Annotated in this window: 15 protein-coding genes; 12 read left to right on the top strand and 3 right to left on the bottom strand. The window is 30.8% G+C overall.

The window, feature by feature from the left end:
- The 12 genes from H0I30_RS04845 (at window position 1) to H0I30_RS04900 (ending at window position 10,409) form a co-directional block, all read left to right on the top strand.
- The gene (locus H0I30_RS04845) at window positions 1-1,260 is read left to right on the top strand and encodes an efflux RND transporter periplasmic adaptor subunit (protein WP_218773176.1); all 1,260 of its coding nucleotides are present in this window, start codon (window positions 1-3) and stop codon (window positions 1,258-1,260) included.
- A gap of 114 nt (window positions 1,261-1,374) precedes the next feature.
- On the top strand, window positions 1,375-1,713 hold the full coding sequence (locus H0I30_RS04850) for a P-II family nitrogen regulator (RefSeq protein WP_218773177.1): 339 nt from the start codon (window positions 1,375-1,377) through the stop codon (window positions 1,711-1,713).
- A 4-nt stretch (window positions 1,714-1,717) separates the two neighbouring features.
- Window positions 1,718-2,134 carry a Fur family transcriptional regulator gene (locus H0I30_RS04855; protein WP_218773178.1) on the top strand — a complete coding sequence of 139 codons (417 nt, stop codon included), beginning with the start codon at window positions 1,718-1,720 and terminating at the stop codon, window positions 2,132-2,134.
- A 55-nt stretch (window positions 2,135-2,189) separates the two neighbouring features.
- Window positions 2,190-2,552 (top strand): DUF3703 domain-containing protein, encoded by a 363-nt coding sequence (locus H0I30_RS04860; RefSeq protein WP_218773179.1) that lies wholly within the window; start codon window positions 2,190-2,192, stop codon window positions 2,550-2,552.
- Window positions 2,549-4,501: a heavy metal translocating P-type ATPase gene (locus tag H0I30_RS04865; RefSeq protein WP_218773180.1), complete on the top strand. Its 1,953-nt coding sequence runs from the start codon at window positions 2,549-2,551 to the stop codon at window positions 4,499-4,501. The genes H0I30_RS04860 and H0I30_RS04865 overlap by 4 nt, the downstream gene beginning before the upstream one ends.
- Window positions 4,502-4,590: 89 nt before the next feature.
- Complete coding sequence (locus H0I30_RS04870; RefSeq protein WP_218773181.1) at window positions 4,591-5,436, top strand: RteC domain-containing protein; 846 nt, start codon at window positions 4,591-4,593, stop codon at window positions 5,434-5,436.
- Window positions 5,437-5,755: 319 nt separating this feature from the next.
- Entirely contained in the window at window positions 5,756-6,034 is a 279-nt protein-coding gene (locus H0I30_RS04875; RefSeq protein ID WP_068704635.1) for a helix-turn-helix domain-containing protein, read from the top strand.
- Between the two features lie 33 nt (window positions 6,035-6,067).
- Complete coding sequence (locus tag H0I30_RS04880; RefSeq protein ID WP_218773182.1) at window positions 6,068-6,733, top strand: hypothetical protein; 666 nt, start codon at window positions 6,068-6,070, stop codon at window positions 6,731-6,733.
- Window positions 6,734-6,781: 48 nt separating this feature from the next.
- Complete coding sequence (locus H0I30_RS04885; protein ID WP_218773183.1) at window positions 6,782-7,444, top strand: ATPase; 663 nt, start codon at window positions 6,782-6,784, stop codon at window positions 7,442-7,444.
- 120 nt (window positions 7,445-7,564) lie between these two features.
- Complete coding sequence (locus H0I30_RS04890) at window positions 7,565-8,470, top strand: sce7726 family protein (protein WP_218773184.1); 906 nt, start codon at window positions 7,565-7,567, stop codon at window positions 8,468-8,470.
- A complete protein-coding gene (locus H0I30_RS04895; RefSeq protein WP_218773185.1) occupies window positions 8,431-9,366 on the top strand; it encodes a sce7725 family protein in 936 nt (311 codons plus the stop codon). The genes H0I30_RS04890 and H0I30_RS04895 overlap by 40 nt, the downstream gene beginning before the upstream one ends.
- Before the next feature lie 2 nt (window positions 9,367-9,368).
- Window positions 9,369-10,409: an RES domain-containing protein gene (locus tag H0I30_RS04900; protein WP_218773186.1), complete on the top strand. Its 1,041-nt coding sequence runs from the start codon at window positions 9,369-9,371 to the stop codon at window positions 10,407-10,409.
- 1,373 nt (window positions 10,410-11,782) lie between these two features.
- Here H0I30_RS04900 and H0I30_RS04905 read toward each other — a convergent pair.
- The 3 genes from H0I30_RS04905 to H0I30_RS04915 are packed head-to-tail and all read right to left on the bottom strand — an operon-like array spanning window position 11,783 to window position 13,189.
- A complete protein-coding gene (locus H0I30_RS04905) occupies window positions 11,783-12,031 on the bottom strand; it encodes a hypothetical protein (RefSeq protein ID WP_218773187.1) in 249 nt (82 codons plus the stop codon).
- Entirely contained in the window at window positions 12,009-12,431 is a 423-nt protein-coding gene (locus H0I30_RS04910) for a DUF5675 family protein (RefSeq protein ID WP_218773188.1), read from the bottom strand. The genes H0I30_RS04905 and H0I30_RS04910 overlap by 23 nt, the downstream gene beginning before the upstream one ends.
- 2 nt (window positions 12,432-12,433) lie before the next feature.
- On the bottom strand, window positions 12,434-13,189 hold the full coding sequence (locus tag H0I30_RS04915) for a hypothetical protein (protein ID WP_218773189.1): 756 nt from the start codon (window positions 13,187-13,189) through the stop codon (window positions 12,434-12,436).
- Window positions 13,190-13,341 lie beyond the last annotated feature (152 nt).

Consider the following 13,341-nt stretch of genomic DNA (forward strand, 5'->3'; position numbering starts at 1 on the left):
ATGAAGAATATACTATTAGTAAGTACCGTATTATTTGCACTTATGTTTATAAGTTGTAACGATGCCCAAAAATCTGAACTTGGGCATAACGAAGCTGAAGGCGTATCAAAAACCAATGAAGCCAAAGAGGATGCGCACGGCGAAGAAGGTCACGATGAAGGAGAGGAAGAAGGTGGACACAGCGAGGAAGAAGGCGTTGTCGAACTTACAAAACAACAGGCCGAAACCATCGGTTTGGAAATGAAACCTTTGGAGGAACGGAATTTAGGGAACAACATTAAAGTAACAGGTACGTTGGAGCTTTTCCCACAGGACAAGGCGAACATCAGTCCGTTTGTTGGTGGAAATGTGAGTTCCATAAAAGTAATACCCGGAGATAACGTAAGCAAAGGACAGGTGTTGGCATATATAGAACACCCTGATATCATTGCAATGCAACAAGATTATCAGGAAAAAAATGATGAATTGGTCTTTTTGAAACAGGATTTTGAGCGCAAGCAGACTCTTTATGATAAAGGTGTTTCTTCTGGCAAGGAATTTCAAATGGCACAGTCAAAATTTCGTTCTACAACATCCAGCGTCAATGGTTTGCGGTCCCAATTGAGACTGTTGAGCATTAACCCGGACAAAGTGGCGGAAGGACAGATATATTCCGCTGTTCCCATTACCTCGCCTATAAGTGGGTATGTGAATGAAGTAATGATTAGCCTTGGCGATTACGTGGCACAACAATCCAAAATGTTCTCGATAAGCGACAACTCAAAAATTTATGTCAACTTCAAAGTATATGAGAAGGACATAAAGCAAATCAAGCAAGGGCAACAGATATATTTTTCCACGGCCTCTCGTCCAGATGAACTGCTTAAAGCAACCGTTCGGTCTGTTGGTAAAACCTTCAATACAGACCCAAAAGCTTTGGAAGTTCTGGCAGATATTGAAAACAAGGATAAAAACCTATTGCCGGGTATGTATGTGGAAGGGCGCATAGTGCAGGGCGAGAAAAAGGGTTTTGCCGTACCGGAAGCTGCCATTATAAAAGAAGGCGAGCAATCCTTCATTTTCATTTTGGATGAAGATGAAGAAATGGAAGCGGGCAAAATGAAATTCAAAATGATACCCGTAACGGTCGGTATTACTGATTTAGGCTTTGTTGAAGTCAATCTTCCTGCCGAAGTTTCAAAGGATGCCAAAGTCGTGATAAACGGAGCTTATAACCTGTCTTCGGAAATGGTCAAGGGCGAACTGGAACACGGACATTAATTCAATAACAATCAAAGATTTTGATTCCGAGTTTGTTTATCGTCTTAATTAGTTAGTTAAAAATTAAAAAACAGGCTCGGTTCAAAATCGATTAACATTCTAAAAATTTATAATATGAAAGAAATAAAAGCATTTATAAAACCGAACCGTATCCAAAAAATCATTGAAGCACTAACCGATAATGGATTTAAAAGTATGACCCTTTCACAAGCCGAAGGTACTGGCGCATTCAAATCAAAAGGAGCAAGACCTTCCTTGGATTTTCATATTACCGATAGTCCAGTGGTTAAGTTGGAATTAGTTTGTCAAAATGAGGAAGCCCAAGCTGCCATTGAAATAATTTTAAAAAATGGCAAAACGGAAGAACCTGGAGACGGCATTATCTATATAGCAAATATCGAGGATGCCTTTCAAATTAAAACTGGAGATTCCTTAAAACGCTATAATTTATAGCAGTATGGAAAATATAGAGCAAATATTAGAGAACAATAAAGTAAAACCAACGGCTATGCGCCTGTTGGTTTTACAGTTTCTATTAAGTAAAAAAGTAGCTGTTACTTTAAGTGACATAGAAAATGCATTTGCCAAAGCTGATAGAACAACACTGTACAGAACTATTAAAACTTTTGAAAATAAAGGCATTGTGCATCAAATAGATGATGGGACGGGTATTACTAAATATGCACTGTGTGAACAAGATTGCAGCTGTGAAATTGAAACTGATTTGCATTTGCATTTTCATTGCAATAACTGTAATGAAACTATTTGCTTAACAGAGCATAAAATTCCTCAAATAAAAGTACCAGATGGTTTTGTGTCAGAAAACGTAAACTTGGTGGTAAAAGGTATTTGTGATAAATGTAGTGGACAATAATTGCACTTCCATTGCACGTATTGGTATTATATTTTTACAATCAAATGAGATAATAATGAAACTGAATTATAAAATACCAAAGTATTTAAAAGATGCTTATAATAAAGAACTTGGTTTATTTGAAGTTGCTTTGGCTAACAGTGATTTTACTAATGCGTGGTATCATTTAGAAAGAAGTCACATTATAGGTCAATCTTATCCTATTGAGCATACCTATTCACATTGGTTAATGCTAAAGTTTGGCTTAATGCAAAAAAACACCAAAGAAGTATTTGGACAAATAATAAGATTAATTGTTGGAGGTTGGAAATCGTTCATTAATCACATACCAATCGGCAATACAGGAGGTGCAAATGTACCACCATTAAAACGTATGCCTATTCCTAATGATATTAAAAATTTATTCAATTCAAAATGAAAAAAAAGAAAGTCAATTTAAGAGATTTAAAACCAGATTCAGAAGAACAACATAGTCACGATGATGGTCACGATCATAGTGGCAATTCAAGTCAAATTAAAGCCTATATTCCAGCAATCATAAGTTTTACAATGCTAATTATTGGCATTGCTTTAGATTATTTTGATGTTGCATTTTTTAAAGATTGGTTGCGTATTGTATGGTATGGTATAGCATATTTGCCAGTAGGTCTTCCTGTAGTAAAAGAAGGATGGGAAAGTATTAAAAAAGGAGATGTGTTTACAGAGTTCTTTTTAATGTCCATTGCTACTATTGGTGCGTTTATTATTGGCGAATATCCTGAAGGTGTTGCAGTAATGTTGTTTTACGCAGTTGGGGAACTATTTCAAAATGCAGCTGTTAACAGAGCAAAAGGAAATATAAAAGCATTATTGGATGTAAGACCAAATGAAGCTCTGGTATATCGCAACAATGATTATGTGTCTGTGAGTCCAGAAACGGTTGAAATTGGCGAACAAGTGCAAGTGCGTGTGGGAGAAAAAATTCCTTTAGATGGTATTCTACTTTCCAAAAAAGGTTCATTCAACACAGCTGCATTAACAGGAGAAAGTAAACCTGATACGATTGCAAAAGGTGAAAAAGTTTTTGCAGGCAGCATTAATTTGGACGGTGTAATTGAAATAGAAACCACCAAAGAATTTAAAGACAGTTCCATTGCAAGAATTTTGGATATGGTACAGAACGCCACAGCTCGAAAATCTAAAACAGAATTATTCATTAGAAAATTTGCACGTATCTACACGCCAATAGTTGTGTTTTTAGCAATAGGTGTTACGTTTCTACCATACTTTTTTGTAGATGATTATGTCTTTAGAGATTGGTTATACAGAGCTTTAATTTTTCTTGTGATTTCTTGTCCTTGTGCTTTGGTAATTTCTATTCCATTGGGTTATTTCGGAGGATTGGGTGCAGCTTCAAAAAACGGAATTTTATTTAAAGGCGCTTCGTTTCTCGATGCAATGACCAAAATAAATACGTTGGTTATGGATAAAACCGGAACAGTTACAAAAGGAGTTTTCAAAATCAAAGTAATCAAAGCTATTGGTTGGGACGAGTCCGAATTTATGAAATACCTGATGGCTATGGAAGAACAATCCACACATCCTATTGCAAAAGCCATTTTGGAATATAAAGATGAAGGTGCAGATTATGAGGCTTCCGAAGTTACTGAAATAGCAGGTAAAGGTTTAAAAGGTATCGTGAATGGCAAGACTGTTTTAGTTGGTAATAAAGCCCTAATGACAGCTAATAATATTAAAGTTTTAGAGGAAACAGAAACTATTGTAGAATCTATAGTATTAGTATCTATAGACAATACATTTGCAGGTTATGTTGTCATTGCAGATGAATTAAAGGAGGACGCAAAAGAAACAATTACAGCCTTACATAAAGTTGGTATTAATAATATAATGATGCTTTCTGGAGATAAGGAATCCATTACCCAACAAGTAGCAAAAGAATTGAATATTGAAAATGCTAAAGGAGGTTTACTACCAGAGGATAAATTAAATGAAGTTGAAATTTTAAAGCAAAATCCAGCAAACAAAATAGCTTTTATAGGTGATGGTATTAATGATGCACCAGTTTTAGCAGCGAGTGATGTTGGAATTGCAATGGGCGGTTTGGGAAGTGATGTCGCTATTGAAACAGCAGATGTCATAATTCAAACAGACCAACCTTCAAAAGTGGTTAGAGCAATAAAAATTAGTCGTTCTACTCGAAAAATTGTTTGGCAGAATATCATTTTAGCTTTTGGTGTTAAAATAGTTGTTTTAATATTAGGTGCAGGTGGTTTAGCAACAATGTGGGAAGCTGTATTTGCTGATGTAGGTGTTGCGTTATTAGCAATTTTGAATGCTGTAAGATTACAACGAATGCAATGGCGTTAAATAATTAAAGTCATTGTATTTATTTTAATTTTTTTAAAGTAAAGTATTTTTAAACAAACCAGATTTATTGTCCTCATAACTACTGTAAGTTGAAAAAGATTGAAAGAATAGTAAAAAAATTAGATTCTAATTTAGATTTTTTAGAAAAAGAAATTGAAGGTGTTTTAGAAAAGTCTGAAGAAGGTATTAAAGTAACTCAAAGAGCTCTTGAACAAATAAGAGAACTTTTGTTAAAACGAAAATCAACATCAACTTCTGATGAAATCTATTTTTTCAAAAATATTAAGCCTCAAGTTTTTAGTAAATTAATTTATTATGTGAAATTATTTAGCATTGAAAGTAAAAGACCAAGAAGTAGTAACAAATCTCAAGTAAAGTATTTTAACAAACATATAGATAGGTTGCAAAATTATTTTAATGATAATTTAGAGTTTTATCATTATTATAGACGAGGTGCTACTTTTTTGGATAACGAATATTTTATTAGAGGAAAAGCTAATATTCGTTTATTTCCAGATTCTCTTTCTTTTTTCGCAGATGATAAATTTTCTACAAGCCACGATTCTACTGTAGCAACAATTCTTGCTTATGATATGTTAATAATTTATTTAAAAACTGAAATTGATAAACTTGAAAATAACAATGGTATGGAAGCAAATTATAACGCTTTTCAAAAGCAGTCAAAATTATTTTGGACAGGTAATAAAACAGATTTAATAGAACTCATTTATGCACTTCATAGTTCTGGAGTAATAAATAGTGGAACAGCAGATATTAAAGAGGTAGCCTTAATTTGCGAACAAATGTTTAACGTTAGTTTGGGTGATTATTATAGAACCTTTTTAGAAATCCGTTCACGCAAAATAAATCAAACAAAATTCATTGATAAACTAAAAGAATCTTTAGTAGATAAAATGCTAGAATCTGATGAATAGACACCCAACTTGGGTGTTTTAAAGAGCAAATAATTTTCATAGAATTTGCTCTTTTTTAATACCTATATTTTACAAGTAAAATATTAAAACACATAAATATAATTCATTAAATATGAGCATATAAAAACACCCAAGTTGGGTGTAACTTGTGAAAAACACTCAATAATTCACTTCATATTTGCTAAACGAAAGTCAAATCGCAGATTCACGAATACCTATTTAAGAAAAACATTCTAACTCGTGAATTAAATCAATTTAATAGCTGCCATTGATAACGAAAGTTTGATGTGGTAGCTGTTTTTAACTTAAATCGTTTACTATGGCAGCAACAATTATTACAACCGAAGATCTTCACGAATTCAAATTAGAATTATTAGAAGGTATTAAAACAATCATCAATAACAAAACTGGTTTAGCCACTAAAAAATGGTTAAAATCACCAGAAGTTCGCGACCTGTTAAGTATTTCACCAGGTACATTACAAAACTTACGAATTAACGGAACGTTACCATACACTAAAGTTGGTGGTGTTATTTATTACGATTATGATGATATTCAAAAAGTAATGCAAGACAATAGAATACACAACAAGTTTTAATGCCACTTTAAGTGCAGCTAAAACACCTATTCTATGCAAAAAGTTAATTATATAAAACACCTAAAAGGTGTATTTATTCAATTCTCTAAAGACAACCGTTTAAATCCAACACATATAAGTTTATATATAGCATTATTCCAAATATGGAATAACAATCGGTTTTTAGACGAATTTTATATCAATCGAGAAGAAGTAATGAGCTTTTCAAAGATAGGCTCTAAATCAACATATCATAAATGTATTAAAGAGCTAAATCATTGGAAGTATATTATTTACTATCCATCACACAATCCATTTAAGGGAAGCAAAATTAAGATGTTCAATTTTGAGACAAGTTATAAACAAGTTATGGACTCATACAATCCTATAAACGGACAAGCACTGGTATCTAATAATAAACATATACAAACTAATAAAAACATTAATAAACTTGACCAGCCAAAAAATGAAAATGATGTTATTACTTTTTTTAAAAAAGAAAAATGGCCAATAATTGAAGCTCAAAAATTTTTTAATCATTATCAAGGTATTGGTTGGAAAGTAGGAGGCAAAACAAAAATTGTCAATTGGCAAGCTACTGCTAAAAATTGGATGCTAAAAGCTGAAGAAATAAAAACAAAAATAAGTCAAAAAGCAGTTAGCCAAAATCAAGACAACCTAAAGACAAGTAAAAACAAAAACTACAATGAGCCTTTATAACGCTTTGCGTCATAAGGCGCTTATTTCAGTAACTCACTATCTAAAACTATGAATAAGATACAACCACATATTATAAAAGAAGGAGGTGTTCAATACCAATTAGGAGAATTTAATAACAATAATATTTCATACGATTTCAAAAAAATATTAATTTATCTTGATGCAAAAGGAAAACTGCTCTTTGGTAAAAACTTTAAAATCTATGAAGAAGATGAGGTTATTTTATATAAACTATGTGTCTATTTTATAAGTGATTTTGAAGCTTGCAAAAAATTAGAAATAGATCCATACAAAGGTATTTTATTATCTGGTCCAGTAGGTTGTGGTAAAACAAGCTTAATGAAATTATTAAGGTTTATGGTACCACATCAAAAACCGTATGAACTAATTCCTGCTAGAAATATCACATTCGCATTTAATAATATTGGTTACAAAACTATTGAAGAATATGGTAATAGTAGTTTTTATTGTTTTGATGATTTAGGTGTTGAATCAACTGGTCGTCATTTTGGTAAAGATTGTAATGTAATGGGAGAAATTCTTTTATCTCGTTACGATTTATTCCTAAAAAGAAAAATAAGAACTCACGCTACAACCAATCTCAATGCACAAGAATTAGAAGAAAGATATGGTAATCGTGTACGTTCCAGAATGCGACAAATGTTTAACTTAATAAGTTTCGATTCAAGCAGTAAAGACAAACGTGGTTAAATTTTTAATAGCTTTTAAATATTGAAAACAATAATAAGTAAATAGACGTGTTTTAAATCTATAACAGAAAAAGTCGTTAATTATACGACTTCTTAATGAAATTTGTAAATTTGTTGAATAATGGACAAAACTAGCGACATTACCCAAATAAGAAGTTTAGCTCAAATATTTTCTGCCTCTAATTTTAAAAAAATAGTAAGAGAAGATAATTATTTTGATACATTTTACCGTATAAACAGATATGCTAAAATTAATGAGAATACTACTAATCTTGAGGTGCTTAATCAAATTTATAAATCATTATTAAAGGTTTATAAAAATGAATATGTCTATAAAAACGTACTAATTAACAAGCTTTTAATTAAAAAATATAGTCTTAAAAATACCATTGCTTTAAATGAATTTAAAGTAGGTAATTCTATTGCAGATTTTGTGCTTTTAAATGGTGAAGCTCGTGTTTATGAAATAAAAACAGAGCTTGATGGTTTAGAGAAATTAGATAAACAAATATCAGATTATGAGAAATTTGCTGATAAAATTTACATTGTAACAAGTTCTAAACACATTCCTAATTTATTGACAAAATATTACAATTCTAATATTGGTATTATTGAATTAACTAATAGAAATGCACTTAAAACTTTAAAAGAAGCAAAAGTAAATCAATCAGTTTTTAACCACGAAACATTATTTAAAACATTAAGAAAAGACGAATATTTAAGTATAATTAAATCATATTTTAATGTTGTGCCAAATGTGCCTAATACACAAATATTCAGAGAATGTCTTAAGTTGTCAAAAAATATTGATATTTTAGAATTTCAAAAATTAGTAATTCAAAAATTAAAGTTTAGAAATATTTCTAACCCAGAAAGTTTTAAAAAAAGACAAATTCCAGAAGCATTAAAACATATATGTTATTCTTTAAACTTTTCTGATAATGAATACCAACAGTTAGATAATTTTTTATCCCAAAAAAGCAAAGTATGTATTTCCCATATGTTAGAGGTAAACAATTTGAATTAATCGCATTAAGAGATTTATGCTCGATATTTTCAGATGATATATTAAAAACTTCACCAGTAATAGAACCAGTTAAAAGTACATCAACTTTTAAATCAACATTAAAAGAATTAGCCTCTAAAAATGTTAATTTTAATATTATTATAAACCCTAGAGTTGGCGATTTAAAAGGAAAGCATCAAGAAATTATTAATGTAGTTTCAGAAAGTTTACAAGGCTATGAGAACTTCCAATTAGCTGTTATTATGGATGATAAATCCGAAAGAAATATCCAAACATTTATTGATTTTATAGGTGCTTTGAATTTTAATTTTAATGGTGTTACCTTAATTCACAATTCTGAAGTTTCCGGTAATAATATAGAATTACTTACTACAAATCTTAATATCGTTTATAACTTAATTTACTTCTCTAAAACAAGTAGAAGATATTATAGAGAGTTTGCTCAAAACACGCGTGTATCACTAGATGATTATTTTAAGGAAATGCCTAAAAATGCAGATTATCTTGATTTAGAAAGCAGCTTTTCTGAAGAATACAAATATTATCAAGAAGATGGTTTTGTTGGTTTTGGCGATTTTCTTACTATAGGTGATAATTATTCCGATTCAGGATTTTTACCTAGAGCTGTAGCAATACATTTATCTTATATAGATGGTAATGATAGAATAAGAGTAAAACATTTTGTGTCTGACTCTAATGGTGATGTATCAGATATTGGTGGTAAATTTTCTGAAGCTATACATAAGTTAGTTACTTGGTGTAACCAACAAGATATACAAACAAATGCAGTAAATACTTTTCGAGATTTGCACCAAAGAGGTCATTTTCCTGGTCTTGGCACTTTAAAAAAGTTGTCAATTATGAATCACATCGAATTAGTAATTAAAAACATTTAGTTATGAATTGTTGTGTAAACTGTTTTACTAGTGATTATATCATTAGTATAATAAATGCTGATGATAGAGTTGGTAACTGTAATTTTTGTAAATCAACAAATGTATCTATTTATACAGCTAGAGAGTTAATTCCTTTTTTTAGAAATTTCTTGTCCTTATACGCTGTTGATGCTAACTCTAACCAAGATATAGCACAATCTTTAAAAAAAGATTTTAACCTTACTACAGATATAGTTGAAGATTCCAAAGAACTATTTAAAGCAATTTTTATAGATGAAATGGAAGATATTACCGAATTATTTAATAGTAACGTATCTTCTGAAATTAAGATAGAATTACTCTCTGAAACAAATCAAATTCACGGTATTTGGGAAGATTTTAAAGAAGAAATAAAATATACAAATCGTTACCACATTCAAAATACAATAGATTTAAAAAAACTAGCCAATTTTTTTGAGCACGAAAGTTTTTATAAAGAAATTAAAAAAGGAAGAATATTTTACCGTTGTCGTATTTCAGACAAGAAAGGTTTTGCGCCAGATAAAATGGGTAATCCACCAAAAGAAGTTACTACTGGAGGTAGAGCAAACCCTAAAGGTATTTCTTATTTATATGTTGCAGATACACTTAAAACATCTTTATATGAAACAAGAGCTTCACTCTTTGATTATGTAACTGTTGGCGAATTTCAGTTAAAAGAAGATTTAAAAATTTTAAATTTAAGGAATCCAAAAGATGATCCAATTCCTTGGTCAGAAAATGAAGCAATTGAAGATTTTTTAATTTATGTTCCTTTTATTCAAACATTACAAAAAGAAATTTCATTACCAATTCGTAAGTTAGATAAACAATTAGATTATATTCCTACTCAATATATTTCAGAGTTCATTAAATCATTAGGTTTTGACGGAGTAGAATATCAAAGTTCCTTATATTCTGAAGGATATAATTTGGCAATTTTTAATCCTGAAAAATTAAATTGTATTACAACACAAGTTTATGAAATTGAAGGTATTGATTTGCACCATAAAGCAGCTATATAATTTCCCCCACAAACTAAAACCCAGTTTTTTCGTTCCTCAAAATCCTCTGTCTTTTAGTTTGTTCCCCTCGCCATTCCTTTATAGCGTTTAAATTGCCACACTTATGCAGCACATTACAGCTTGTTTCATTCGTGCCTCATTACACAACTGCAAAGAGCTGCACATTGCCAAAAGCTAATAATTTAAACGCTATCCCAAGCTATGTTACATAATAGAAGTTATAGTAGCAAAAATCTTTTCAATGGTTGCCTACGGCATTTTATTATATTTTAGTAGCTATAACTGCTATTATGTAAAATATCCACTCATCCAACGCTCACATTGGAAATAATGAATAACATTTAGATTTTTAAACAATATTTTGGAATTGTTGCATTGTTTTTATAAGTGCCTTTTAGTTTCAATAAATTAAGTTTAAAAATCATTAAAAATTAGAACTATTAAGAGTAATTCTAAAGCACCTATAAAATCAAAAATAGCCAATAAGAGTATAATTTTTTATTTGCCAAGAAAATAAGATGAAATTGGTTTCACTAAAAGTAAATACGAATTCTTAAATCATAAAAACAACATTTTTAAAATAGAAATTTAGTTACAGTAAATACATTTTCGAAGCATTCACTTTTAATAAAACCAATCAGAAAAATAGAACAATGCAAATAAAAAACCATACACTTATTATCGCTGCTGCCAGCGCACTACGTACCTTAATTATTTCCTTACTCATACTTCGGCATTCAGTCGCCATTTGGCTAACATTTTTAAAATTTGAGAATGCCTTTGCGCGCAATTCATCCGCAATTCTCAACTTTTAAAAACGATAAAAAACGTATATTTTTTTCTTATCTCATTCATCTGCACAAAAATCCTGCTAAATTCATTTAATTTCTTTATCAAAATTCTTTGTTTGCTTCATTTCGTTAAGTAAAAAATTAGAGTTAATTATTAAATACAGGACATAAAAAGAGCACATTATTATCATAATGCACTTAATTTATTTTTTCCAACCTCAACATCAATAATTACTTCCACCTACGTCACGTTACCCCGTAAAGAGATAACATTTATTATTGAAAAAAGGAAAGAGAAAACAAAGATAAGCACTATCGTGCTTGGTGTTCTCTGCTTTCTCTTTCCTTTTTTTTTAGGCTTTTTTCGTTTCTCTTTTAAAATTAATGTTATTGGGTTTGTAGTTCCAAAACTATTTTTTGAGTTTAATTTTAAGCTTTTCGTATAAAAATTTCAAAAAAATTGAAACAAAAAAACTAACTGTTGCGCCAACAATAGCTAAAATACTGGTAGTGATAAAATCTTCAACACCAATATTTACTACTGAAGAAAAGAAAATACCACCCAAAAAACTAGCTTTTGTATTATGGTCCATCGTTAGTTGCATTAGCTTTAATTTCAGATTTACCTTCATCTTTAACAACTGCTTGACTTACAGCTGTGGCAACTGTTCCGGCAACTGTCATATAAGTTGCAATAGTTACAACAATTGCAGGCATTGTGATTGGAGCTGCAATAATGGCACCACCAGCTGTTGCTAAAGCAATACCAATATTTCTTAAAATTTTGAAAAACTTCGGAGTTGGTTTTTTATAACGTTCTACAATGTTCATAATTTTGTGATTTAATAGTTAATAAAATAGATTCTTTACGGTCTTTTGCTTGATGTACCAAAGACAATAGTTTTTGCATCATTGGTCTTGATTGAGTTCCCATACCTATATTACTTAAATAGGTTACTGGTGCAATACATCCTTCTAATTCTTTTAAAGCATTATTAGCTGGATGAAATAAAATCAATCGTCTGTTTTTTACACCTTTAACTAAAAGATGATTTTGAAAACGTTTAGAATACCTTGTAACGATTTCATAAGAGCCTTCTGGAATACACGATAAATTACGCTTGTTGTTTTTCCAGGGAAGCTCTATTGTGTGACATAAAAAGGTATCAGAACAAAAGAGAGTACCATTAGTACCCTCTTTGTAATACGCTCTATAGAGTATTAAATCCATAATTATGGAGTATCTATAGTAACAACAGATAAGGCATTGTAAGCACCGTTTTTTAACTCATACATTTGCCCATTTACTTCTTGATAAAATTCAATACCAAGCACCTGAACAACATCTACAGTAGAGTTAGTAGTTAATGATGCCGTTAAAGCAATAGCTGCTGTATCTGCAGATGTGTAAGGCAGAATAGCTGTTTCGTCATTTTCAGAAACTGAAGATTCATTTTCAAAATCCAATTCAGCAGCACCCATAACCACTTTAAAATGTGTTGTTCCTGAAGGAGCTGCAATTCTTAAAGTTGGAGAAAAAGGAGCAATGTCCAAAGTTGCATCCCCAGAAACACGGTCAAACGCATTTACAAAAGGTGTAAATAAAGTAGTACCTAATTTACCATTTAGATTGAATTCAAAACCTAATAATAGGTTAAAATCCCCTTCTGTTAAGGTTCTTAAACCTCTATCATTGGTCGTGTCTGTCTTAATGATAGCTAAAAGGTCTTTTGTTAATCGAGAAACTACACGTTTATCTTTTGCATTTTGCAAAAGAATACGAATAGCATTTCTCAATACTTTTCCACCTTTTCCTGCACGTCCAAATTCCGACCCATTTTCACGCGTTCTCTGAAACGCAGGATCATTTGCAATACGACTGGCATCAACACCACCTTTCTCGCGTGCTAGATGTCCATCACTTGTTTTGTAAAAAGAAATACCACCGATAGTTCCTTTTAATTTAATAATTCCTGTTTGTCTTGCCATAATATTTCATTTTTTGATTAATAAAACAAAACAACTAACTTGTATTCAGGTATTAAAAAATCAAGTTCCGTTAAATGCTATATAAACCGATTTTACCAAATAAACCACAGATGGCTTTATATTTGTATGAAAAAGCATAGATAAGCCCTAGA

Source organism: Tenacibaculum sp. AHE14PA, from assembly GCF_019278465.1.
Classification (GTDB): Bacteria; Bacteroidota; Bacteroidia; order Flavobacteriales; family Flavobacteriaceae; genus Polaribacter; species Polaribacter bernardetii.

Excerpts from the sequence above, each read along its gene's own strand:
- H0I30_RS04865 (WP_218773180.1), top strand. The coding sequence starts at position 2,549 with ATGAAAAAAAAGAAAGTCAATTTAAGAGATTTAAAACCAGATTCAGAA.
- H0I30_RS04895 (WP_218773185.1), top strand. The coding sequence starts at position 8,431 with ATGTATTTCCCATATGTTAGAGGTAAACAATTTGAATTAATCGCATTA.
- H0I30_RS04885 (WP_218773183.1), top strand. The coding sequence starts at position 6,782 with ATGAATAAGATACAACCACATATTATAAAAGAAGGAGGTGTTCAATAC.
- H0I30_RS04845 (WP_218773176.1), top strand. The coding sequence starts at position 1 with ATGAAGAATATACTATTAGTAAGTACCGTATTATTTGCACTTATGTTT.
- H0I30_RS04910 (WP_218773188.1), bottom strand. The coding sequence starts at position 12,431 with ATGGATTTAATACTCTATAGAGCGTATTACAAAGAGGGTACTAATGGT.
- H0I30_RS04900 (WP_218773186.1), top strand. The coding sequence starts at position 9,369 with ATGAATTGTTGTGTAAACTGTTTTACTAGTGATTATATCATTAGTATA.
- H0I30_RS04915 (WP_218773189.1), bottom strand. The coding sequence starts at position 13,189 with ATGGCAAGACAAACAGGAATTATTAAATTAAAAGGAACTATCGGTGGT.
- H0I30_RS04860 (WP_218773179.1), top strand. The coding sequence starts at position 2,190 with ATGAAACTGAATTATAAAATACCAAAGTATTTAAAAGATGCTTATAAT.
- H0I30_RS04855 (WP_218773178.1), top strand. The coding sequence starts at position 1,718 with ATGGAAAATATAGAGCAAATATTAGAGAACAATAAAGTAAAACCAACG.
- H0I30_RS04905 (WP_218773187.1), bottom strand. The coding sequence starts at position 12,031 with ATGAACATTGTAGAACGTTATAAAAAACCAACTCCGAAGTTTTTCAAA.
- H0I30_RS04850 (WP_218773177.1), top strand. The coding sequence starts at position 1,375 with ATGAAAGAAATAAAAGCATTTATAAAACCGAACCGTATCCAAAAAATC.
- H0I30_RS04880 (WP_218773182.1), top strand. The coding sequence starts at position 6,068 with ATGCAAAAAGTTAATTATATAAAACACCTAAAAGGTGTATTTATTCAA.
- H0I30_RS04890 (WP_218773184.1), top strand. The coding sequence starts at position 7,565 with ATGGACAAAACTAGCGACATTACCCAAATAAGAAGTTTAGCTCAAATA.
- H0I30_RS04875 (WP_068704635.1), top strand. The coding sequence starts at position 5,756 with ATGGCAGCAACAATTATTACAACCGAAGATCTTCACGAATTCAAATTA.